The sequence below is a fragment of the Flavobacterium sp. SM2513 genome (assembly GCF_050908145.1).
In the GTDB taxonomy this organism is placed as follows: domain Bacteria; phylum Bacteroidota; class Bacteroidia; order Flavobacteriales; family Flavobacteriaceae; genus Flavobacterium.
In genome coordinates this window covers 3,883,841-3,905,004 of sequence record NZ_CP194228.1, presented here as the reverse complement: position 1 = coordinate 3,905,004, position 21,164 = coordinate 3,883,841, and the positions used below count along the sequence as shown (strand labels likewise).

At 33.4% G+C, this 21,164-nt stretch carries 20 protein-coding genes; 8 read left to right on the top strand and 12 right to left on the bottom strand.

The window, feature by feature from the left end; all coding sequences use genetic code 11:
• The first annotated feature begins 96 nt into the window (after window positions 1-96).
• Genes ACQ5J2_RS16805 through ACQ5J2_RS16790 form a run of 4 tightly spaced genes read left to right on the top strand, consistent with a single transcriptional unit; the run spans window position 97 to window position 2,990 of the window.
• Window positions 97-381, top strand: coding sequence for a DUF493 family protein (locus ACQ5J2_RS16805; protein WP_432671624.1), 285 nt, complete (start codon window positions 97-99; stop codon window positions 379-381).
• Window positions 381-1,109, top strand: coding sequence for a DUF4290 domain-containing protein (locus ACQ5J2_RS16800; RefSeq protein WP_432671623.1), 729 nt, complete (start codon window positions 381-383; stop codon window positions 1,107-1,109). Before ACQ5J2_RS16805 ends, ACQ5J2_RS16800 begins: the two co-directional genes overlap by 1 nt.
• Before the next feature lie 51 nt (window positions 1,110-1,160).
• A complete protein-coding gene (murA, locus tag ACQ5J2_RS16795; protein WP_432671622.1) occupies window positions 1,161-2,477 on the top strand; it encodes a UDP-N-acetylglucosamine 1-carboxyvinyltransferase in 1,317 nt (438 codons plus the stop codon).
• Window positions 2,478-2,537: 60 nt separating this feature from the next.
• Window positions 2,538-2,990 carry a DUF1569 domain-containing protein gene (locus ACQ5J2_RS16790; RefSeq protein WP_432671621.1) on the top strand — a complete coding sequence of 151 codons (453 nt, stop codon included), beginning with the start codon at window positions 2,538-2,540 and terminating at the stop codon, window positions 2,988-2,990.
• Window positions 2,991-3,124: 134 nt separating this feature from the next.
• On the opposite strand, the gene ACQ5J2_RS16785 is transcribed toward ACQ5J2_RS16790, so the two are convergent.
• The 4 genes from ACQ5J2_RS16785 to ACQ5J2_RS16770 all read right to left on the bottom strand — a co-directional run bounded on the left by ACQ5J2_RS16785 (window position 3,125) and on the right by ACQ5J2_RS16770 (window position 7,384).
• Window positions 3,125-5,605, bottom strand: coding sequence for a DUF5686 and carboxypeptidase regulatory-like domain-containing protein (locus tag ACQ5J2_RS16785; protein ID WP_432671620.1), 2,481 nt, complete (start codon window positions 5,603-5,605; stop codon window positions 3,125-3,127).
• Between the two features lie 64 nt (window positions 5,606-5,669).
• A complete protein-coding gene (gene aroQ / locus ACQ5J2_RS16780) occupies window positions 5,670-6,083 on the bottom strand; it encodes a type II 3-dehydroquinate dehydratase (RefSeq protein ID WP_432671619.1) in 414 nt (137 codons plus the stop codon).
• Window positions 6,084-6,159: 76 nt separating this feature from the next.
• Window positions 6,160-6,690: a porin family protein gene (locus ACQ5J2_RS16775; RefSeq protein WP_432671618.1), complete on the bottom strand. Its 531-nt coding sequence runs from the start codon at window positions 6,688-6,690 to the stop codon at window positions 6,160-6,162.
• Between the two features lie 130 nt (window positions 6,691-6,820).
• Complete coding sequence (locus ACQ5J2_RS16770; protein WP_432671617.1) at window positions 6,821-7,384, bottom strand: hypothetical protein; 564 nt, start codon at window positions 7,382-7,384, stop codon at window positions 6,821-6,823.
• Window positions 7,385-7,656: 272 nt separating this feature from the next.
• Here ACQ5J2_RS16770 and xerD point away from each other — a divergent pair, with 272 nt between their 5' ends.
• On the top strand, window positions 7,657-8,562 hold the full coding sequence (gene xerD / locus ACQ5J2_RS16765) for a site-specific tyrosine recombinase XerD (RefSeq protein ID WP_432671616.1): 906 nt from the start codon (window positions 7,657-7,659) through the stop codon (window positions 8,560-8,562).
• 87 nt (window positions 8,563-8,649) lie between these two features.
• Here the strand turns inward: xerD and rny are convergent, their stop codons facing one another.
• The 3 genes from rny to ACQ5J2_RS16750 all read right to left on the bottom strand — a co-directional run bounded on the left by rny (window position 8,650) and on the right by ACQ5J2_RS16750 (window position 11,010).
• Window positions 8,650-10,215 carry a ribonuclease Y gene (rny, locus tag ACQ5J2_RS16760; RefSeq protein WP_432671615.1) on the bottom strand — a complete coding sequence of 522 codons (1,566 nt, stop codon included), beginning with the start codon at window positions 10,213-10,215 and terminating at the stop codon, window positions 8,650-8,652.
• 207 nt (window positions 10,216-10,422) lie between these two features.
• A complete protein-coding gene (locus tag ACQ5J2_RS16755; protein ID WP_432671614.1) occupies window positions 10,423-10,716 on the bottom strand; it encodes a cell division protein ZapA in 294 nt (97 codons plus the stop codon).
• A 3-nt stretch (window positions 10,717-10,719) separates the two neighbouring features.
• Complete coding sequence (locus tag ACQ5J2_RS16750) at window positions 10,720-11,010, bottom strand: hypothetical protein (RefSeq protein ID WP_432671613.1); 291 nt, start codon at window positions 11,008-11,010, stop codon at window positions 10,720-10,722.
• 185 nt (window positions 11,011-11,195) lie between these two features.
• Here ACQ5J2_RS16750 and ACQ5J2_RS16745 point away from each other — a divergent pair, with 185 nt between their 5' ends.
• The 3 genes from ACQ5J2_RS16745 to ACQ5J2_RS16735 are packed head-to-tail and all read left to right on the top strand — an operon-like array spanning window position 11,196 to window position 16,155.
• Entirely contained in the window at window positions 11,196-12,890 is a 1,695-nt protein-coding gene (locus tag ACQ5J2_RS16745; RefSeq protein WP_432671612.1) for a M23 family metallopeptidase, read from the top strand.
• On the top strand, window positions 12,838-15,372 hold the full coding sequence (locus tag ACQ5J2_RS16740) for a TonB-dependent receptor (RefSeq protein ID WP_432671611.1): 2,535 nt from the start codon (window positions 12,838-12,840) through the stop codon (window positions 15,370-15,372). The genes ACQ5J2_RS16745 and ACQ5J2_RS16740 overlap by 53 nt, the downstream gene beginning before the upstream one ends.
• Before the next feature lie 57 nt (window positions 15,373-15,429).
• Complete coding sequence (locus ACQ5J2_RS16735; protein ID WP_432671610.1) at window positions 15,430-16,155, top strand: hypothetical protein; 726 nt, start codon at window positions 15,430-15,432, stop codon at window positions 16,153-16,155.
• 165 nt (window positions 16,156-16,320) lie between these two features.
• Here ACQ5J2_RS16735 and ACQ5J2_RS16730 read toward each other — a convergent pair whose 3' ends face one another.
• From ACQ5J2_RS16730 to ACQ5J2_RS16710, 5 genes are all read right to left on the bottom strand, one after another.
• Window positions 16,321-17,022: a hypothetical protein gene (locus ACQ5J2_RS16730; protein ID WP_432671609.1), complete on the bottom strand. Its 702-nt coding sequence runs from the start codon at window positions 17,020-17,022 to the stop codon at window positions 16,321-16,323.
• A complete protein-coding gene (locus ACQ5J2_RS16725; RefSeq protein ID WP_432671608.1) occupies window positions 17,023-17,202 on the bottom strand; it encodes a hypothetical protein in 180 nt (59 codons plus the stop codon).
• Between the two features lie 20 nt (window positions 17,203-17,222).
• A complete protein-coding gene (locus ACQ5J2_RS16720; RefSeq protein ID WP_432671607.1) occupies window positions 17,223-19,049 on the bottom strand; it encodes an ABC transporter ATP-binding protein in 1,827 nt (608 codons plus the stop codon).
• Window positions 19,049-20,776, bottom strand: a complete 1,728-nt coding sequence (locus ACQ5J2_RS16715; protein ID WP_432671606.1) for a phospho-sugar mutase — start codon at window positions 20,774-20,776, stop codon at window positions 19,049-19,051. Before ACQ5J2_RS16715 ends, ACQ5J2_RS16720 begins: the two co-directional genes overlap by 1 nt.
• A gap of 72 nt (window positions 20,777-20,848) precedes the next feature.
• Complete coding sequence (locus ACQ5J2_RS16710; RefSeq protein WP_432671605.1) at window positions 20,849-21,127, bottom strand: hypothetical protein; 279 nt, start codon at window positions 21,125-21,127, stop codon at window positions 20,849-20,851.
• Between the last annotated feature and the right edge of the window lie 37 nt (window positions 21,128-21,164).

The following is a 21,164-nucleotide window of genomic DNA, read 5'->3' as shown; positions in this document are numbered from 1 at the left end:
AACATTTCAGTCTATAAAATACCATAAAGCCATGCTAAAAAAGTTTATATTCTCTATCTTTTAATGTATATTTGTTCTCTATTTTCAAAATTTAAGATGGATAAAAAAACAGAAGAATTTTACGTACGATTGAAGGAAGAACTGGGTAATACTTCAGAGTGGCCTTCAGAATATCTCTATAAATTTATCGTTCCGACAGAATTAAATAAAATTCTTGAAATCGAAGGTGCCTTTAATGATATGGGTGCCGTTATTAAAACCCACCAGTCTAAAGCAGGAAAATACACAAGTGTATCAGTTAATGTAAGGATGGAAAGTCCAGACGCTGTTATTGAAAAATATGTTTTAGTTTCAGGCATTGAAGGAATAATTTCATTATAATGATAAAAGAAAAAAAATACAGTAAAGAATCGGCACATGACGTCGTATTTAATTTGGAATATAATTCTGAACGACCTCATTTGATGATTCCTGAATACGGAAGGCATCTGCAAAAGTTGATTAATCAAGCAGTTGCAGTTGAAAACCGAGACGAACGAAATAAGATGGCAAAGTACATCATCAATGTAATGGGAAATTTGAATCCTCATTTGCGTGATGTTCTTGATTTTCAGCATAAATTATGGGACCAGTTGTTTGTTATGTCTGATTTTAAATTAGATGTAGATTCTCCTTATCCAATTCTTTCGCGGGAAGTTTTACAAATGAAGCCCGATAGATTAGAGTATCCTCAAGCTTTCCCGAAGTACCGTTTTTATGGAAATAACATCAAATACATGATTGATGTTGCTAATAAATGGGACGATGGCGATTTGAAAAGTGCTTTAATTAAGGTGATTGCGAATCACATGAAGAAGTCGTATTTGAGTTGGAACAAAGATACAGTCAAAGACGATGTTATTTTTGAACATTTATATGAACTTTCTGACGGAAAAATCAACTTATTGGAAAGTTCGGAAGAGTTGATTAATAGTAGCGATTTGTTACGAACAAATCAACGGAGTTCCAATAAGATTTCAAACAGCATTCCGCAGAAACCGAAAATTATGAAGAAAGGAAAGCCGAATGTTCCTACGCATAAAAATCAAAATAGAAAACCACAACAGTAGTTTATAGTTTTTAGATAACTGTAAGCAAATTCACAGAAAATATTTTTATAGATGGCAGTTTTTAAAATAGAAGGCGGAGTTCGTCTTAAGGGAGAAGTAATTCCACAAGGTGCAAAAAATGAGGCTTTACAAATTTTATGCGCGGTACTTTTAACTTCAGAAAAAGTTACAATTAATAATGTTCCTGACATTATTGATGTCAATAAATTAATCACTTTATTAAGTCATTTAGGTGTAAAAATTACGCATAACGACAAAGGTTCAATCACTTTTCAAGCAGATGAAGTAAATGTTGATTATTTAGAAACGGAAGCTTTCAAAAAAGAAGGTGGTTCGTTGAGAGGTTCCATTATGATTGTGGGTCCACTTTTAGCTCGATTTGGAAAAGGATACATTCCAAAACCAGGTGGTGATAAAATTGGTCGTCGTCGATTAGACACGCATTTTGAAGGTTTCATAAATCTAGGTGCAAAATTCCGCTACAACCGTGAAGACCATTTTTACGGTGTTGAACAAACATCGGAAGGTTTGAAAGGAACAGACATGCTATTGGACGAAGCTTCAGTAACGGGAACGGCAAACATCGTAATGGCTGCTGTTTTAGCAAAAGGAATCACTACGATTTATAACGCTGCATGTGAACCTTATTTGCAACAATTGTGCAAAATGTTGAACTCCATGGGTGCGAAAATTACAGGAGTGGGTTCAAACTTGTTGACCATTGAAGGAGTTACTACTTTAAACGGTTGTACCCACAGAATTTTGCCGGACATGATTGAAATCGGTTCGTGGATTGGTCTTGCAGCAATGACTCGAAGTGAAATTACCATTAAAAATGTAAGTTGGGAAAACTTAGGTTTGATTCCATCTACATTTAGAAAGTTAGGAATTACATTAGAAAAACGCGGTGACGATATCTATATTCCAGAGCATAAAGAAGGATATGAAATCAAAACAGATATCGACGGTTCCATTTTAACCGTTGCAGATGCACCTTGGCCAGGTTTTACACCTGATTTGTTGAGCATCGTTTTGGTTGTAGCAACTCAAGCAAAAGGCGATTTGTTAATTCATCAAAAAATGTTTGAAAGCCGCTTGTTTTTCGTAGATAAATTGATTGATATGGGTGCTAAAATTATGCTTTGTGATCCACATCGTGCTGTAGTAATGGGACATAATTTCAAATCAAAATTGAAAGCAACTACCATGTCGTCGCCAGATATTAGAGCAGGAATTTCACTGTTAATTGCTGCACTTTCTGCAAAAGGAACAAGTACAATTCAAAATATTGAACAAATCGATCGTGGTTACGAACGAATTGACGAAAGATTACGAGCTTTAGGTGCTAAAATTGTACGAGAAGAGTAATACAAATTTGTACAAAAAAAATGCGCAACTAACAAAAAAAACAGCTGAACTATAAAGGTAATGGAAGATATATTTGATAAATCTATTTCAGAAAAAATTATTGGACGCATAAATGTATTAAATCCTAGTTCTGAATCGAAATGGGGAAAGATGACCGTTGACCAAATGTTGGCGCATTGTAATGTAACATACGAGCTTGTATACGACGACAAACATCCAAAACCTAATGGCTTGAAGAAATGGTTGCTTAAAGTATTTGTAAAGAATATGGTGGTAAGTGAAAAACCATATCCTAAGAATGGTCGGACAGCACCTGAATTTCTTGTGACAAATGAGAAAAATTTCAAGGATGAAAAAGACCGATTAATTTTTTACGTCATCAAAACCCAAGAATTAGGAAGTAATTATTTCGATAATAAGGAAAGCCATTCTTTCGGAATTTTGACCAAAACGGAATGGAATAACTTGTTTTACAAACACCTAAATCATCATTTAATGCAGTTTGGAGTATAGCAGAAGATGAAGCGATTTTCTAGTATTGCTTGTCTAGAACAGAACTGCTTTACAACAATACTATAACATATATAAAATCGAAAGCCGAAGTTCAATTTATTGACTTCGGCTTTTTTATGGATTGTACTATTTGTTTAATTTAAAATATTCAATATCTGGAGTCCAAAAATGAGACCGTCGCCTTGATAGCCATTTTGATACGAACGCACATAATCCAACCTGAAAATCTTGAATTTACCAAATCCCAAATGGTCTAAACCAATACTAAACTCTTGGTAAGGCTTTCTATCTGGAACTGCTAAATTGTGGAATCCAACCACTAAAGTACTGTGAAGCTTGTTGATTAAAGGAATTTTATTCATAATAAAACCTTCAAAATTATGTTCAGCATGCATTTCAAAATAGGAATCATTGGTTGAATTCGTATAATACGGCATCAAATTAAACACATTCAAATAACTGGCACTTGTACCAATGTGGGTTTGATTTCCGTTAAAATGCTGGTAATCGATAAATGAAATTCCATCGGCATTAAAGAATTTTCCTCCTTTAAAATTGGTAGTAAAAGTACCTTTGTTTCCTAAGGTTTTATTGTAAGAAACGCGTCCTGAAAGGTGTTCATATTTATAATTGGTATCGGTTGCAGCAAATGCCTTTTCAAAATTGAAATACAAAATCGGATATTTTGTATTTCTTAAATTTAGTTTAGCATCGGGTCGCGAAATGTATTTTTGACCAAAATTAATTTGAGTTCCAATGTTGACTTTCGTTAGATGATGAGTTATAAATGCGGGAGTAGTGTAGTCATTTGGAGCCAAAGGATTATTGGAAGTAAAATCGTCATCATTTTTAATGATTACATAATCACTGTTGTTGAACAAGTTTTTTCGCTGTTCATATTCCAAACCTGCGGAAAGAAAAATTCCATTGGCAATATTTTGACTAAAATCAATTTTAGCAAATTCCTTGTTGTACAATTTCATAAAATTGTTTTTGAAAAACAACGTACTTATCGAATTTATAAATTTAGAAATCGGTTCGCTTGAATTGTATTGACTGACCGTACTTCCTCCAGAAACATTTAACGTAGCGTAATTTTGTGTATTGAATCGGTGTAAGAAATTTCCGTAAACTCTCAATCGGTCTTCGGCAAAACCATAATTAAAAGTAGACTTTATGCGGGTGTATTTTCCATTTTCTTCGTTATATTTCGTAAAGAAAAAGCCGGTATTTAAATTCCAGCCTTGAACGGTATTGTGACTTACCGAAATCAAATCAGCTACGCCATCAAATCCAATGGTCGAATTGGTTTTGGAATTCCTATAACTGTAACCCGTAAGCACGTCAATGATTTTAAAGCGGTTGTGTTTAGCATCAATTGAATCTAAATATTTATCAGATTTACGTAGTGTTTGCAAACTGTCTTTTTTGATGTAATCTGTCGATTCTTCTACTGTCAATGGAACGGGACGTGTAGTGTTCCAAAAAAGAGAGTCTTTTTTATTAGAACCTTCCTCAAAACTTAATATTTCATTGGTAAAAGTTTTTTTGCTGAACTCGTCCGGAAATTCATAATTCGTAAAAACTTGTGTAAATTTTCCTAAAAACATAATCCCAAAAGCACCTGCGTTAAATTCTAACGACTGACTGTTTTTAGACCAAATGTGATTTTTGTTATTATAACTGAAATTTTGTTTGAGATTCATTGTGTTCATAAACTCCTGTTTAGCACGATACCCTTTGACTATCACATCAACACCATAAATGGCCCAACTGTCCTCTACAATATAAATGTAACCTTCAAAAACCGGTTCTGAATCACGTTTAGGAATGAGTTTGATTTTGTTAATCATCTGATTGTTTTCGTCTTGAAAAGTACCTTCTAAAACAAATTTATAATAGCCAAAAGCATTGTCAGCTATCGGCGAAATCATTTTAGCACCTAGAGAAACAGTATTGCTGTAAAAATCAAAAAAACTTCCCCGAGCTGAATTGTAGCTGTAACCATTGTCGTTTCCGCTTATTTTTGAGGCAATAATTCGCTCTTTAAAATTACTTGGTTTTTCATACATGATTTTAGAAATCGTTTCTGAAAGATAAATAATTCCCGTTCCTGTAGAATCTAGGGAACCGTCCATATCGCCAATTTCCTGACCGAATATTTTTTTAGGAGCATCTTTTAATTTGAAAATTCCTCTAGAGTAAAAGTCGGCTTTGAAACGTGCCATCATATCTGAATTGTTTTTTCGAGCGGCAATGGCTTTTCGAATCACTTTATTTGCTGGATTTTCTTTGGTATTAATAACCACTTCTGCCAAATCAATATTTTCTTCCGCTAATTTTACATTTAGAATAAACGGAAATTGAGTTACGTTAATTGATTTCTTGACTGTTTTAAATCCTAAATATTGAAAAATAATGGTGTAATTTCCTTTGGTTTTAACATTCAATTCATAAGCTCCTTGTTCGTTTGAAGAGGTTCCATTGTACGTGTTTTCAATAAAAACTGAAACTGCGGGAAGTGTTTCTCCTTTTTCATCCGTAATCGTTCCCTTGATTTGTGCGGATAGAAAAGTAGCGTAAAATAAAAATAAAAGCGAAGTAATTTTTTTCATTTAAAGATTTGTTTTTGGTTAATTAGATAGACGCTTTTTGAGTCCAAAAGGTTGCATGATTTTTTTATAAAAATGATTGTAGGGCAAGTTCATAGCTTTTGAGTCCAAAACCGATGATGATTCCGTGGGTATTTGGAGCGATGAACGATTGATGTCTAAATTCTTCACGAGAATAAGTATTGGAAATGTGTACTTCAATTACAGGAGTTGTAATTGATTTTACGGCATCGGCAATGGCAATGGAAGTGTGGGTGTAAGCTCCAGCATTCAAAATAATTCCATCGTAAGAAAAACCAATTTCATGCAATTTATCAATTAATTCACCTTCTATATTACTTTGAAAATAATGCAGTGCCGCAGAAGGAAATTTTCCCTGAAGTATTTTGAAATAGTCTTCAAAAGAAGCAGTTCCGTAAATTTCTGGTTCTCTTTTTCCCAGCAAATTCAAGTTGGGACCATTGATAATGATGATATTCATGAAGTTTGATTTTGAGTAAAAATACAAAAAAAAGCCGCTCTTTTGGAACGGCTTATAAAACTTGTATATTGATTTATTAAAAACGCAATCCTGCAGATAATTGAATCACTTTATTAGTTACAGAAGCATCTTTTGATGTATCAGTCAATCCCACTACATAACGGGCTTGAACAAAAATAAATGAAGTTAGGTTATAGCCTAGACCACCAACAGCTGCAAAATCAAATGTTTTTGTACGGAATGCATCTGGAACATCTTCGTTAATTAAAAATGAAAATTGGGGTCCTGCTTCTAAACTTAATTTATCAGTAATGACGTAAAACTTAGCCAATACAGGTAATGAAACATAATCTAATTTATAATCTTCATTATTAAGCTCTGTACCTTGAGAAGAATACATCAACTCTGATTGAAGAGAAAAGTTTTGAATTAAATTCAATTCTACAAGTGCTCCAACGTGGAAACTTGTTAAGTTGTCTCCATTAACGCCGTCTCCGTCAAGTGTAGAAAAATTAGAACCAATTTTTGCACCAAATTTCAAATCTTGAGCATTTGACGCACTGACTCCTAAAAATAAAACTGCGGCAACTAAAAAAATCTTTTTCATTGTATTTTTTATTTAATTTAAAGACAAAAATACGACATTTAAGCTGTGAGAGGAGATTATTACTAGGAAAATTTAGAGCAAAAAAAATGTGAAGATTTCTCTTCACATTTTTAAAAACTTAATTTTTAAATTAAAATTTGTAGTTGAATCCTACGTTGATTGAAGAAAAAACTGTAGTTGCAGTGATAGAAGCAGTTCCTCCAAATCCATCATCAAAAGTTGCTGTTTGTTCACTAGAAAGTCCTTTATAACCAATAAATACTTCAAACATTTCTGTTTGATATCCTACTTTTGGTTGGTAATAAAATCCACCGTCAATTCCATCTGTTAAGCCAACAGCATAACCTAAGTCAGCTCCAGCAAAAATGTTTTCTGTGAAACTGTAATTAGCCGTAGCGTAAATAGGCAGGAAATTTGCGTTGTCTCCTTTTTCTTTAACGTTTTCAAAACCATCAAAGTACTCAATTTCTTTTGCAAAGTAAGTATTATAGCTAACACCAGCACCAACATCAAGCCCTTCAGCAACACCAGTCCACATGTATGCAGCATTAGCACCTAAATTAAAAGAAGACCCATCCTTAATATCTCCCATTGGGATTCCTGCATCAAGTCCTACTTTGATTTGAGATTCTTGAGCAGTTCCTGAAAACACAAATCCTACTGTAGCAATCGCTACTAAAAATAATTTTTTCATAATTGTTGTTTTATAATGTTTAAGCAAATATAAATAATGTATTTAAATTTTGAAATAAAAAATGTTAAAATTTTTAAGAACTTATCAATATGATTTTAACCGTGTCACTTAAAAAAAATCTTTTACTCGACAATATATAACTTTAATAAAGCAAATATTAGTAAATTAAGTTAAATAAACAATACGTAGTTCTACGTATTTTTTATAAAATGGACTGCAATAATAATTGAAATACGTATTTTATATGAACTTATATTTTCGACCTTTGTGCAATGAGTTGGAATTCTTATATCAAAAGTTATCAATCGTATTTAAAAATTGAACGTGGTATGTCTCAAAATACCATCGATAGTTATTGTTATGACATCGAAAAGCTATTGCTTTTTTTAGAATCAAAAAACATTGCTGATTCACCTATTAGTATTAAAGAAGAAGTTGTGCAACAGTTCATTTACGAAGTGGCAAAAAAAGTTAATCCTCGGTCACAAGCTCGAATTATTTCGGGTTTGAAAAGTTTTTTTACGTATCTTATTTTTGAAGATTACCGAGTGGACAATCCTTTAGAATTGATTGAATCACCGCGTTTAGGCAGAAAATTGCCGGATACGTTAGCAGTTGAAGAAATTGATAATTTGATTGAAGCAGTAGATTTGTCTTCAAAAGAAGGAGAACGGAATCGCGCCATTTTAGAAACACTTTACGGTTGTGGGCTTCGGGTTTCAGAATTAGTAGCTCTTAAAATATCTGATTTATTTTTTGAAGAAGGTTTTATAAAAATTACTGGAAAAGGAAATAAACAGCGTTTTGTCCCTATTGCAGAAATTACCGAGAAATACATCACTATTTACAAAGACCAAGTGCGATGCCACCAAGTCATTCAAAAGGAAGATAGCGATACGTTGTTTTTAAACCGTCGCGGAAAGCAACTCAGTCGAGCGATGATTTTTACGATTATCAAACGATTAGCAGTTGAAATTAATTTACAAAAAACCATCAGTCCACATACTTTCCGACACTCATTTGCGACACATTTGCTAGAAAACGGTGCCGATTTACGTTCGATTCAGATGATGTTGGGACACGAATCCATTACTACTACTGAAATTTACGTGCATTTAGACCGCCAACATTTGCACGATGTAGTTAATGATTTTCATCCAAGAAACGCATATAACTAAAAAAGACTTGCTGAATTTTCAACAAGTCTTTCTTTTTTATTCTTTAATTATTATCAACTGAAAACAGACAACTGACAACTGTTCTTCTTATTTCGCAATATTTACCGCTCTAGTTTCTCTAATTACGGTCACTTTTACTTGACCTGGATACGTCATTTCCGTCTGAATTTTTTGTGAGATATCGAAAGATAAGGTAGAAGCATTATCATCACTTACTTTTTCACTTTCCACAATCACACGAAGTTCACGACCCGCTTGAATCGCGTATGCATTTTTCACACCGTGAAATCCAAAAGCAATTTCTTCTAAATCTTTCAAACGTTGGATGTAAGAATCCAAAACTTGGCGTCTTGCACCAGGACGCGCTCCAGAAATAGCATCACAAACCTGAACGATGGGTGCTAATAATGTTTTCATTTCAATTTCATCGTGGTGAGCTCCAATAGCGTTGCAAACCTCTTCTTTTTCGCCATATTTTTCAGCCCATTGCATTCCTAACAAAGCGTGAGGTAAATCACTTTCTGTATCAGGCACTTTTCCAATATCGTGAAGTAAACCAGCTCTTTTGGCCAGTTTTACGTTCAATCCCAATTCTGCAGCCATAATTCCACAAAGTTTGGAAACCTCTCTGGAGTGTTGCAATAAATTTTGTCCGTAAGACGAACGGTATTTCATTCGACCAATGACTTTGATTAATTCAGGGTGTAATCCGTGAATTCCTAAATCAATTACCGTACGTTTACCCACTTCGATAATTTCGTCGTCAATTTGTTTCCTAGTTTTTTCAACAACTTCTTCAATTCTCGCTGGGTGAATTCTTCCGTCAGTCACCAATTTATGTAAAGCCAAACGAGCGACTTCTCTACGAACCGGGTCAAAACAAGAAAGGATAATGGCTTCTGGAGTATCATCTACAATAATTTCGACACCAGTTGCGGCTTCAATAGCACGGATATTACGTCCTTCACGACCAATAATTCTACCTTTAACGTCATCCGATTCAATATTGAAGACAGAAACGCAATTTTCAACTGCTTCTTCGGTTCCAACACGTTGAATGGTATTGATAATTATTTTCTTAGCTTCTTGTTGAGCTGTTAATTTTGCTTCCTCCATGGTGTCTTGCAAATAAGACATCGCACTACTTTTAGCTTCAGCTTTCAAACCGTCAATAAGTTGGTTTTTAGCATCTTCTGCCGAAAGACCCGAAATAACTTCCAATTGTTCGAGTTGCCCTTTGTGCATACGTTCCACTTCGTGGTGTTTGCGTTCTAAAACTTCAAGTTTAGCATCGTATTCTTTGATTTTAGCTTCTGAATCGTCATTTGATTTTTTGGCTTTAGCCAATTCACTAGAAATTTGAGACTCCTTGTCACGGACTCTTTTTTCAACTTCAGCAACTTTTTTATCACGACCCAAAATTACTTGTTCGTGTTCTGATTTCATTTCAATAAATTTCTCTTTTGCTTGAAGAATTTTATCTTTTTTAATGCTTTCTGCTTCTAAATTTGCTTCTTTTAAAATAGAAGAAGACTGTTGTTTTGCATTTTTAATTAAACTAGAAGAGCTGCTTTTTTCTAACTTCTTTGCTATTGCAAAACCTACGGCAGCTCCTATGATTGCTGCTAAAATTATAATTACTATTGATTCCATTTTTTGTTTTTGTTTGTATATAAAAAAGCCTACATTAGGGAAATGTATAAACTCGAAAGGACAAGTTTTGAGCTAACTCACTGTTCAAGCTTCCTTATTTAAAAGGCTTGCTCTAGTAGCGATGATTTGCTCATTCTAATTTGTTAGTGTTGAGTTTACCAAATAAAAACTAATGTAGGCAGTATTTTAGTCTATGTTAAGAACGTATTATTTTGTGAGAAAATTATCTAATAAATCATTTAATTTTTTCAATCTTTCGGTGGTTTTGGTACTGTCTTCAACTGTATCAATTTGTTTTTGCTCTACTTGCGATGCAAATTGCAAAGCACACATGGCTAGAACGTCTTGTTTATCTCTAACGGCATAATTCTCTTCAAATTGCTTAATCATCACATCAATTTTTTTAGAAGCACTTCTCAATCCTTCTTCTTGCGACATGTCTACGTTTAAAGGGTACACTCGGTCGGCTATTGATATTTTAATTTTAAGCTTTTCGTCCATATTTTAATCTGATAACTGCTTGATACAGTAGTCAATTTCCCGAATTAATGAATTTATTTTAAGCTTCGTATCTCGTTTATTTTCTTCACTGCCAAGTAATGAATTTGCTAGTTTCAGGGCGTCATATTGCTTTTTTAAAGCATCCATTTCACTAGATTGTTGATTGATTATTTTTGCAGCTTTTTGTAATTCTAGTTTTAAATCTTGAGAATTTTTTTCTAAACCTTCTAGTTTACTAAAAAGTTTTTTTACTTTATCTTCAAGAGTATCAACTATTTCTGCAATTTCACTCATCGAATCATTATTCGTTACTTATAATCACAAAGTTAGTATTACTATTTTATTACACAATAGTTTTGGAGTTTTTTTATAATTAATCGTAATTTTGATGCTAATATTATGGTGAATAGTGCGTTATAATTCTTTTAAAATAATTAGACCGTCACATTAATTTTTTACCTTCGCAGAAAATGTTAGCTATGAATATACGCCTTTTATTTTTGCTTTTTTCTATATCTCTTTGTGCTCAAAATGAGTATCCAAAGGATTACTTTGTAGCTCCACTCGACATTCGATTGAGTTTGTCTGGCTCGTTTGGTGAGTTGCGAAACAACCATTTCCATACGGGTTTAGATTTTAAAACCGACCGAAAAGAGGGTTTGAATGTCTATGCTTCCGCTGATGGATATGTTTCTCGGATAAAAATTTCGAGTTACGGTTACGGTAAAGCAATTTATGTAACACATCCCAATGGTTATACCACTGTTTATGGTCATTTGCTGAAAGGAAGTGGTAAAATACAAGATTACATTATAAAATCGCATTATAAAGAGAAAGCATTTGAAATTGAGCTTTTTCTAAAACCAGATGAATTGGTCGTTAAACAAGGTGAAATTATTGCACTTTCTGGAAATACCGGCGGCTCGGGTGGTCCTCATTTGCATTTTGAGATTAGGGATACCAAATCAGAAAAACCTATAAATCCTTTACTTTTTGGTTTTGATGCTTTAATTAAAGATACAAGAGAACCTGTAGTAAGTACTTTAATGGCTTATCCTATTGGAGAAAATTCAATAATAAATAAATCACAAGAACCTTTAGCCATAAATTATACGAAACAACCTGACGGCACTTTTATGGCGGATAAAGTTTTGGTTAATGGAGCGGTTGGATTTGGTATTAATGCCTATGATATGTTTGATTTTAATTACAATAAAAATGGAACGTATCAGGTACAATCATTTTTGAACGGAAAGCAATCTTTTAATTATGAGTTTAACACATTTGCATTTGACGAAAGTCGCTATATAAATGCCTTGTTAGATTTTCCACGGTATAAAAGAACGGGCGTTCGAATTCAGAGACTTTTTATGGAAAATCCCTATCCGTTAAGTATAATTAAGTCGGATAAAACAAACGGAATTGTGGTGGTCAAGCCAAATATTAGCAATACGTATCGAATTGAAGTTCGCGATTACCACAATAATAAAGTAGTGATTAATATTCCCATTCAGTATTCTGCTGTAGCATCTGAAACGCCCAATAAGGTTGTAAAAACACCTTATTTTCTGAAAGCGAATAATGATAATATGTACAAAAAAGATAATATGTCGGTTTTTGTCGAGGAAGGAACTTTCTATGAAGATTTCTATGTGAATTTTGATGTTAAAGATGATACATTGACGTTTCACGACGGTTCAGTAGCAGTTCATAAAAATATTAAAGTGACTATTGACGATAATTCTTTGACGGAAGAGCAAAAGAAAAAATCGTTTATAGCTTCTTTAGACGGGAAAAGTAAACGCTACAATTCGACGAAAGTAAAAGACAGTACATTTACGACTTATACTAAAAATTTAGGCAAATTCTATTTGGCAGAAGATACAACCGCACCAAAAGTTCGAGCGATTAATATCTCGGAAGGCAAATGGTTGAGCACACAAAATTCAATTGATTTTTCCATTAGTGACGATTTCTCCGGAATCGATTCGTACAATGGTTACATCAATGGAAACTGGATTTTATTTGATTATGATTATAAAGATGCTCGAATCACGTATACTTTTGATGGGCAATTTTTGCAAGACGGTCGAAACGAATTTAAGTTGGAAGTAACCGATAATGTTGGGAATTCTACTATCTTTGAAACTCACTTTTTTAGAAATACTAAATAAACACGTTGACCTTTTGAAAACAAAGCACATTCTACTGTTCCTATTCTTATCTTGTTCGCTAGCCAATGTTTTTGGACAAACTGCACGAATAAAAGGAGTTATTCTAGATGAATTCAATCAACCTGTTCGGGATGTGACGATTTCTAATTCTAATAAAAACATTGTTTCTGATGAAACGGGTTTTTATGTTTTAGATGTTCCTGCAAATAAAAAAATCACCATTATATTTTCTCACATTAGTTTTAAAAATGTCATTTTAATACGAACATTTTCGCTTAACGAAGATTTTGAATTTTACCCCGTTTTAAACAACAGGGCGGAACAAATGCAGGAAGTAACTATTGTAAAAAATAAACGCGACCGAATTGAAGGAATTGTCAATATTGACCCACCAACCATCAGAAAAATTCCTGGAGCAAATGCAGGAGTAGAAAATGTGATGAAAACTTTTGCTGGAGTGAATAGCAATAGCGAATTAAGTACACAATACTCCGTTCGAGGTGGAAATTATGATGAAAACTTAGTATATGTAAATGAAATTGAAGTCTATCGTCCGTTTTTAATTCGTTCAGGCCAACAAGAAGGTTTGAGTTTTACCAATACGGATTTGGTTCAAAATGTTAATTTTTCTGCGGGAGGATTTCAAGCGAAGTTTGGAGACAAACTTTCCTCCGTTTTAGATATTACGTATCGAATCCCGAAGAAATTTGGCGTGGCTGCGGAAGCAAGTTTCCTTGGAGGAAGCGTTGCTGTTGAAGGTATTTCTAAAAATCAAAAATGGACCGGAATCGCTGGTTTGCGTTATAGAGACAACAGTCTTTTGGTAAACAGTCAAGAAACGGAATCGAACTTCAAACCTACTTTTGCCGATGTACAAACCTATTTGACTTTTACACCAAATACGAAATGGCACTTTAGTTTTCTAGGAAACATTTCCCAAAATAAATACCATTACGAACCGTTAACACGTCAAACTAATTTCGGAACCATTGACGACCCAATCGCTTTAAGTATTTTTTACCAAGGTCAGGAAAAAGATGAATATGAAACCTATTTTGGAGCTTTGAAATCGGTTTACGAGGTCAATGAAAATTTCACTTTAAAATTTATTGGTTCAGCTTATCATACGATTGAACAAGAATATTTTGATATTTTGGCACAGTATTCTTTGGGAGAAGTGGATGGAAATTTGGGTTCTGAAAATTTCGGAGAAGTGACGTATTCGGAGGGTGTTGGTTCGCAATTTAATCATGCTCGAAATAATTTAGATGCTTTAATTTTCAACGGAGAAGTAAAAGGAGTCAATAAAATCCAGAACAATACGATTGAATGGGGTTTTAAATATACAAGAGAAGACATTAAAGATAGAGTAGTGGAGTGGGAAGTAATTGATTCGGCAGGTTTTTCTTTGAATCCACCTATTGTTCCGTTTTTAGGAAACGACCAACCTTATCAACCGTATGTTGGACCTTTATCTCCTTATAAAAATGTTCGTGCTACAAATCATGTCAACATAAATAGATTTTCTGGTTATGCTCAATGGAGTAATAAAGGAAAATTAGGAACAGCAGATATTTGGTATAATGCGGGAGTTCGTGGGCATCAGTGGACGGTTTCTGGAGATGGTTTGGAGAATGCTTCTCAATTTGTGTTTAGTCCAAGAGCTTCAATTGCGATTAAGCCAAAATGGGAAAAAGACATGGTTTTTCGAGTTTCAGGAGGATTGTATCACCAACCACCGTTTTATAGAGAACTTCGAGATGAATCAGGAACGGTGCTTCCAGATGTAAAAGCGCAACAATCGGTTCACATTGTTTTGAGTAATGATTTTAGTTTTAAAATGTGGAACCGACCATTTAAATTGGTTTCTGAATTATACTACAAATCATTGACTGACGTAAATCCTTATACTTTAGAAAACGTCCGAATTCGCTATGCTGCAAATAATAACGCAAAAGCGTTTGCACAAGGACTTGATATTCGCTTAAACGGAGAATTTGTTCCAGGAACCGAATCGTGGTTGAGTTTTGGTTACATGAAAACAGAAGAAAACATTGATAACAAAGGCTATATTGCTCGACCTACAGATCAACGATTAAAATTTGGCGCTTTGTTTCAAGATTACATGCCTAATATTCCGAGTGTAAAAGTATATTTGAATATGGTTTATAATACGGGACTTCCTGGAGGTTCGCCTTCGTATGCCGATCCGTATGCATATCAAAGTCGTTTGAGGCATTACCGTCGTGCAGATGCAGGTTTTTCGTATGTTTTGACTGAAAATAACGCAAGTCGTGCCGAAAATCATTGGCTGAAGAAGTTTGAAGATTTATCAATAGGCTTTGAAATTTTCAACTTATTTAATAATCAGAATTCCATTACGAACACTTGGGTTCGTGATGTTTATACAAAAAATCAATACGGAGTTCCAAATTATTTGACTACCCGAGTTTTCAATTTAAAATTGACTGCCAAACTTTAAAGTTCAATTTTCGATTTTAGAAATAGATTTGTTATATTTGAATGAATTACAACTACCATGAAAAACAGTAAACTTATATTGATAGCGTTGACTTCTTTGATGTTTTTGAATTGTAAACAAGAAAAAGAAACGCCGAAAGTGACGTATGAAAATACCTCCAAAACAGAAATTAAAACAGTTGCAGTAGATTCTTCGCAAATTGCAATTGCTGATTTGCCCATTCAAATGGAAGGCACTTCTTATTTAATCCATCCCATTGGTGATTTCAGAGTGTATGAAGGTCGGTCAAAATCAACTTACGGAACTTCAAATACGGATAAAGTAAGTTTTTCAGTGTCGAATTATAACCGATTTGAGTTAACTGGATTTTTACAGAATTTAAAATTTCAGCACGTAGATTCTACTGAAATGCATCTTTTAACCGATAAGAAAATGGTTATTAGTAATGTTAGTTACTTAAATACGGTATTTGAAAAGTCAAAAAAACAGTTACTAGTTTATACGATAGTGGATATGGATACAAATCGCGATAGTAAATTAGATGCAAATGATATTAAAGCATTATACATCAGTACGATTTCCGGAGAAAATTTCAAGAAATTAAGTACGAATATGCAAGAGTTGATTGATTGGAATTTAGTAGAATCTAAAAACCGACTTTATTTCAGAACGATTGAAGACACAAATCAAAATGGTCAATTTGATAAAAACGACCGCATTAACTACCATTTTGTAGATTTATTGAGTACTGATTTTACTATCGAAAATTACAATCCGATTTAAAAAAAGTAGTTAAAAAGAAGTGTGATAACTGTGACAAGGATAGAAACGACTTTGATAATTACGGCAACCATGGTACTAAATTTTTAAAGTTCATCACAAACTTACAAAATATTTTTTGAGTAAAAGAATAGTTGGCGTCTAATTATTGAAATTGAGCTACTTGATTTAGATTAAAATATCACTTTCTAAATCTGATTTCTCAGTTTCAAAATCAAATCCGAGACGAGAAACCAAGTCCATAACCAGTTTTTTATACCAGTTTTCTGATTTTGGATGGATGTAAACCTTTCCTATCAGTTCTTCAAGATTAACATCTATTTTTAAGCCGTTGTCAATTTCGATGTTGAATTTAGTAACGTCAGAAATCACCCGAACTTCCCTTTCATACTGAAAACTCTTTCGTTTAAACAGAAAAGGGAAAAACGTATTTTCAAACGGAATATACTCTTTTTTGTAGTCAATATAGTTTACTTCACCAATGTATTGTTCGAACTCTGTTTCAATTTTCAACGCTTTTTGAAGTTTTCCCAAGGTGGATTGAATTGCTAAACCTTCATTTTTTTGTGTGAAAATTTGCCACATCGCAAAGCTTTCGTATTCATTAATATGCCAACTACTGATAACTACATTTTTTCGATGTGTTTTATAATTGTCTAAGAAATTGGGATTGTCTTTTGCTAGTTTTTTAATCTCTTCATAAGTTGGTTCGCTGAAAGTTCCTTCGTATTGGTCTTCAAACTTATCCGACCTGGACATAAAGAGTTTCTTATAAAGCAATAAGTCGACAAATTTAGACAAGTCCAGGTATTTCCAAATAATCGTATCTGGGTCATCTGGAAGCTTGATGTTTTTGTCTAAAATGTGCATTTAAAATGCTTTTGGAAATTTCATAGAATATTGTCCGGCATAAAAACCAACAAGAATCCAAATTACAATAAACCGATTTATATTTTCAAATACAGCTTCGTCACCGAAAATATATCCGCAACCAATAATTATAATAACGCTAATAGCGATAAAAAGCATTCCAAAATATTCTCTTTTCATAAATTTGAAATTATAAGTTTTTATTCAAAAGACTGCATATTCACTAATCTTGTGTACGTTCCATTCAAAGCTAAAAGTTCGTCGTGAGAACCTTGTTCGGCAATCTGACCGTTCTGTATCACCACAATTTTATCTGCTTTTTGAATAGTTGAAAGGCGATGTGCAATTACAATCGATGTTCTGTTTTGCATCATATTTTCTAAAGCTACTTGCACGAATTTTTCGCTTTCAGTATCCAGTGCTGAAGTTGCTTCATCTAAAATCATTATCGGAGGATTTTTCAAAACCGCTCTCGCAATCGACAGTCGTTGTTTTTGACCTCCTGATAATTTATTTCCGCTGTCGCCAATATTGGTATAAATGCCTTTTGGTAATTTATCCACAAATTCAAAAGCGTTGGCAATTTTCAAAGCATCGATAATTTCTTCATCCGAAGCGTTTAATTTTCCCAAAGCAATATTCGCCCTAATTGTATCATTGAATAAGATGCTGTCTTGCGTTACTAATCCCATTAATCCACGAAGTGATTGCAGGTCTAAATCTTTGATATTACTTTCATCTATTTTAATTTCACCATCATGAACATCGTAGAATCGAGTCAGTAAATTAGCAATTGTACTTTTTCCGCTTCCAGATTGACCTACCAAAGCCACCGTTTGTCCTTTTTTAATGTCCAATGAAAAGTTTTTCAAAACGATTTCATCTTCATATTTAAAATTAATGTTTTTAATTGAAACTTTATCGTGAAATTCATTTTTTGTAATGGCATCGAACGTATTCTGAATTGGATTTTCTTGGTCTAAAATCTCCAAAATTCGTTCAGCAGCTGCATTTCCTTTTTTGACAGCATACGAAGCTTTTGCAATTGATTTTGCAGGTGTCAAAATATTATAAGCGAAGCCCATAAAAGTTATAAATGCCGCTCCTTTTAAGGTTTCATCCACCAAAACCATATTTCCTCCATACCATAATAGAATAGCAATAACGAAGATTCCCATAAACTCACTTACAGGAGAAGCTAAATTTTGACGATGGCCAATTGAATTGGATAAATGAAAGAATTTTGCAGTTGAATTTTGAAAAACAGTATTAAAATACTTTTCAGAATTATAACTTTTAACGACTTTCAAACCACCTAAAGTTTCTTCAATGGTAGAAAGAAAAATGCCTTGTTCTTCTTGTGCTTTTGTTGATTTCTTTTTTAATTGTTTTCCAATTAATGAAATAATATAGCCCGAAATTGGAATAAAAATGAAAACAAAAATAGTTAATTCAGTACTTAAAAAAAACATCGCTGTAATGGTAAAAATAATGGTAAGTGGTTCTTTTACAATTATTTCCAAAATGGAAAGCATCGAGTTTTGTACCTCATTTACATCATTTGAAATTCGAGCAATCGTATCTCCTTTTCGTTTCTCTGAAAAAAAAGCGATTGGTAATTCTAATGTTTTTTTATACAAAGCGTTTCTCATGTCTTTTACAATTCCGTTTCTAAGAAAAGTGATAAAGAACATCGCTAAATAATCAAATAAATTTTTAAGCAAGAAAATAGTAATAATTGCTGTAACTAAAATACCTAAAGTGAACCTTATACCATTTTCTTCTGTAAATCTAGTTAAGTGAAAACTTAAATAATTTTCGAAAAAACTTTTTATTTCAAAAATCCCATTGTAAACCGGTTCCGTATAATTCTTTTTTGCTTGTCCAAATAGTACATCTAACATTGGCATCAAGGCAAGAAATGAAAGTGTGCTGAAAAGCGCATAAAGTACGTTGAAAAATATGTTTAGAAAAGCATACTTTTTATACGGCTTTACAAAAGGAATTATTTGTTTGATACTACTCATTAATTAACGTTTAAATCTTTTAATATGGCTTGAATTTTTTGGTCTAAATATTCAGAAGTGCTTTCGAAATCCTCTTTTGAGTCCAAATTAGTGTTTACACTTACGTAAAATTTAATCTTTGGTTCCGTTCCACTTGGTCGTGCAGCGATTTTTGAACCGTCTTCAGTATAATAAATCAAAACATTCGATTGTGGAATAGAAAGTGATTCAATTTCGCTAGTCAAAATATTTTCAGCTGTTGAATTATTGTAATCTTCAACCATAATTACGCGTTCACCACCCAATTCTTTCAATGGATTTTCACGTAAATCAACCATCATTTTATTGATTTCGGCAACTCCTTCAATTCCTTTTTTGGTTAATGAAACTAAAGATTCTTTATAGAACCCAAAGTCGATGTATAAATTGATTAATTCCTGGTAAACGCTACTTCCGTTGGCTTTTGCTTGAGCGGCAATTTCGCAAATCAACAAAGTTGCAGCAACAGCATCTTTATCACGAACGGCATCACCAACCATAAATCCAAAACTTTCTTCACCACCACCGATGAATTCCAATTCTGGAAAATCCTTAATCATTTTAGCAATCCACTTGAAACCAGTCAATCCTACTTTGCATTCTACATCATAACCATCAGCCAAAGCCAACATCATTGGCGTAGAAACAATCGTTGAACCAATGAATTGTTTGCCATTAATTTTCCCCTCTTTTCTCCATTGTTCCAATAAAAATGCCGTCATCATCACCATTGTTTGGTTTCCGTTCAGCAAAATCATTTTTCCGTTGGTATCTCGAACGGCAACACCTAATCGGTCACAATCCGGGTCAGTTCCAATTACAATATCGGAATTTAATTTTTCGGCTAAAGCCAATGCCATAGTCAACGCTTCCGGTTCTTCTGGATTTGGAGATTTTACGGTTGGAAAATCACCATTTGGCACCGATTGTTCAGGAACTAAATGCACATTTTTGTAACCTGCTTTCGCTAAAGTATCCGGAACAATCTTGATTGAAGTTCCATGAAGTGAAGTGAAAACAATATTCAAATTGTCTTTTGCAGCAGCTGAAGTATTGAAACTCGCATTTTCAATCGATGATTTTATGAAAGCTTCATCTACATCTTTATCGATATATTCAATCAACTTCTCATTTGCATGAAATTGAATTTGGTCGTAACGTAAATTCTCAATTTCATTGATAATTGCTGCATCTTGTGGAGGAACTATTTGTCCGCCATCTTCCCAATATACTTTGTATCCATTATATTCAGGAGGATTGTGTGAGGCAGTCAATACAATTCCTGCTTGACAGTTTAAATGTTTTACTGCAAAACTCAATTCGGGAGTCGGTCGCATATCCGAAAATAAATACACTTTGATACCATTTGCCGAAAAAACATCAGCAACTACTTTTGCTAAAGTGTTACTATTGTGACGGCAATCAAATGCAATTGCCACTTTTAAATCGCTTTTTGGAAAAACCTGCTTCATGTAATTGGCAATGCCTTGTGTGTTTTTTCCCAACGTATATTTATTAATACGATTGGTTCCGACACCCATAACACCTCGCATGCCACCGGTTCCAAATTCTAAATTTTTATAGAAACTTTCTTCCAATTCTTTTGGAGATGAAGTCATCATTTCTTTGATTTTCTCTTGGGTATCTTGGTCAAAACTTGGCGTTAACCATTCATTTACTTGACTTAATATGTTTTCAGGAATGTGCATAATCTTATTTATTTTTATATCCTATTTTATTATTTCTTCAAACTTGAGGACGCAATTTGTGACCTCAAGATTTTAAGCTATTAATTTTTCACTTTTCATTATTGCTAATGCTTTATCAGTTTCTGCTGAACCATTATTTAAAGAACCTGGTAGTAAAATTAAACGTTTTTTTAATTTACCATCGTTGTCTTCAAAAACCACTTCAAATGCTGAACGTGTAGCACCGAATTTTGCGTTCATGAATTTGACTTCTTTAATTCTATCTCTTGCAATAATTGATGTTGCAGAATAGTTCAAACTTTTCTTTATGTTATAAAGTAGAAAGATTCCAAGGATGATATTAAATACCATCGAAGCAAATTTATCTTCCTTAAATTATTCAAAAGCA

Excerpts from the sequence above, each read along its gene's own strand:
- ACQ5J2_RS16725 (WP_432671608.1), bottom strand. The coding sequence starts at position 17,202 with ATGAAAAGAGAATATTTTGGAATGCTTTTTATCGCTATTAGCGTTATT.
- ACQ5J2_RS16755 (WP_432671614.1), bottom strand. The coding sequence starts at position 10,716 with ATGGACGAAAAGCTTAAAATTAAAATATCAATAGCCGACCGAGTGTAC.
- xerD (WP_432671616.1), top strand. The coding sequence starts at position 7,657 with ATGAGTTGGAATTCTTATATCAAAAGTTATCAATCGTATTTAAAAATT.
- ACQ5J2_RS16720 (WP_432671607.1), bottom strand. The coding sequence starts at position 19,049 with ATGAGTAGTATCAAACAAATAATTCCTTTTGTAAAGCCGTATAAAAAG.
- ACQ5J2_RS16735 (WP_432671610.1), top strand. The coding sequence starts at position 15,430 with ATGAAAAACAGTAAACTTATATTGATAGCGTTGACTTCTTTGATGTTT.
- ACQ5J2_RS16775 (WP_432671618.1), bottom strand. The coding sequence starts at position 6,690 with ATGAAAAAGATTTTTTTAGTTGCCGCAGTTTTATTTTTAGGAGTCAGT.
- rny (WP_432671615.1), bottom strand. The coding sequence starts at position 10,215 with ATGGAATCAATAGTAATTATAATTTTAGCAGCAATCATAGGAGCTGCC.
- ACQ5J2_RS16805 (WP_432671624.1), top strand. The coding sequence starts at position 97 with ATGGATAAAAAAACAGAAGAATTTTACGTACGATTGAAGGAAGAACTG.
- ACQ5J2_RS16710 (WP_432671605.1), bottom strand. The coding sequence starts at position 21,127 with ATGGTATTTAATATCATCCTTGGAATCTTTCTACTTTATAACATAAAG.
- ACQ5J2_RS16800 (WP_432671623.1), top strand. The coding sequence starts at position 381 with ATGATAAAAGAAAAAAAATACAGTAAAGAATCGGCACATGACGTCGTA.
- ACQ5J2_RS16790 (WP_432671621.1), top strand. The coding sequence starts at position 2,538 with ATGGAAGATATATTTGATAAATCTATTTCAGAAAAAATTATTGGACGC.
- ACQ5J2_RS16750 (WP_432671613.1), bottom strand. The coding sequence starts at position 11,010 with ATGAGTGAAATTGCAGAAATAGTTGATACTCTTGAAGATAAAGTAAAA.
- ACQ5J2_RS16745 (WP_432671612.1), top strand. The coding sequence starts at position 11,196 with ATGAATATACGCCTTTTATTTTTGCTTTTTTCTATATCTCTTTGTGCT.
- ACQ5J2_RS16740 (WP_432671611.1), top strand. The coding sequence starts at position 12,838 with ATGTTGGGAATTCTACTATCTTTGAAACTCACTTTTTTAGAAATACTA.
- ACQ5J2_RS16770 (WP_432671617.1), bottom strand. The coding sequence starts at position 7,384 with ATGAAAAAATTATTTTTAGTAGCGATTGCTACAGTAGGATTTGTGTTT.
- ACQ5J2_RS16730 (WP_432671609.1), bottom strand. The coding sequence starts at position 17,022 with ATGCACATTTTAGACAAAAACATCAAGCTTCCAGATGACCCAGATACG.
- murA (WP_432671622.1), top strand. The coding sequence starts at position 1,161 with ATGGCAGTTTTTAAAATAGAAGGCGGAGTTCGTCTTAAGGGAGAAGTA.
- ACQ5J2_RS16785 (WP_432671620.1), bottom strand. The coding sequence starts at position 5,605 with ATGAAAAAAATTACTTCGCTTTTATTTTTATTTTACGCTACTTTTCTA.
- aroQ (WP_432671619.1), bottom strand. The coding sequence starts at position 6,083 with ATGAATATCATCATTATCAATGGTCCCAACTTGAATTTGCTGGGAAAA.
- ACQ5J2_RS16715 (WP_432671606.1), bottom strand. The coding sequence starts at position 20,776 with ATGCACATTCCTGAAAACATATTAAGTCAAGTAAATGAATGGTTAACG.